This is a genomic window from Actinomadura fibrosa, assembly GCF_900659615.1.
GTDB lineage: Bacteria > Actinomycetota > Actinomycetes > Streptosporangiales > Streptosporangiaceae > Spirillospora > Spirillospora fibrosa.
This window is the reverse complement of sequence record NZ_CAACUY010000564.1, coordinates 1-559: the sequence shown is the minus strand read 5'-3', so window position 1 is coordinate 559 and position 559 is coordinate 1. Positions and strand designations below refer to the sequence as shown.

Here is a 559-nt window from a genome sequence, read left to right as displayed (position 1 = left end):
CGCAGGCTCCCACGTCCTTCATCGGCTCCTGATGCCAAGGCATCCACCGTATGCCCTTAAAAACTTGAACACACAAAACGATCAAAACAAATCGCAGATGAAAACACGACTCCAAAGAGCCGCATCCTCACCAGAGATGCTCGCGTCCACTGTGCAGTTCTCAAAAAACAACCGGGCCCACCAAAACCACACCCCCGATGAGGGGATGCGGTCTTGGTCCCGCGATCCAGAGGCACCCGGGCTCAACGCCCGTTTCCTCAGGACCCAACAGCGTGTCCACCAAACCCCCCGCCCGGACTCGTCGTTCCCACTCCCCGCGAAGGGGCGGTACTTGCCGAGCCGCACGAACGGCCGATGAATAACCAGTGCTCCACATCTATGAGCAGCCACCTGACGAACATTCGCCGTCAACAGCGGCCACCGACCCGAACACTCCCAAAGGGAGTCGATCCGAGCCAGCTTGTGCTCCTTAGAAAGGAGGTGATCCAGCCGCACCTTCCGGTACGGCTACCTTGTTACGACTTCGTCCCAATCGCCGGCCCCACCTTCGACCGCTCCC

1 rRNA gene is annotated in these 559 nt (G+C 59.6%); it reads right to left on the bottom strand.

What is annotated here, in order from left to right:
- Positions 1-473: 473 nt before the first annotated feature.
- Positions 474-559 (bottom strand): 16S ribosomal RNA (locus E1300_RS49675); the annotation flags it as partial.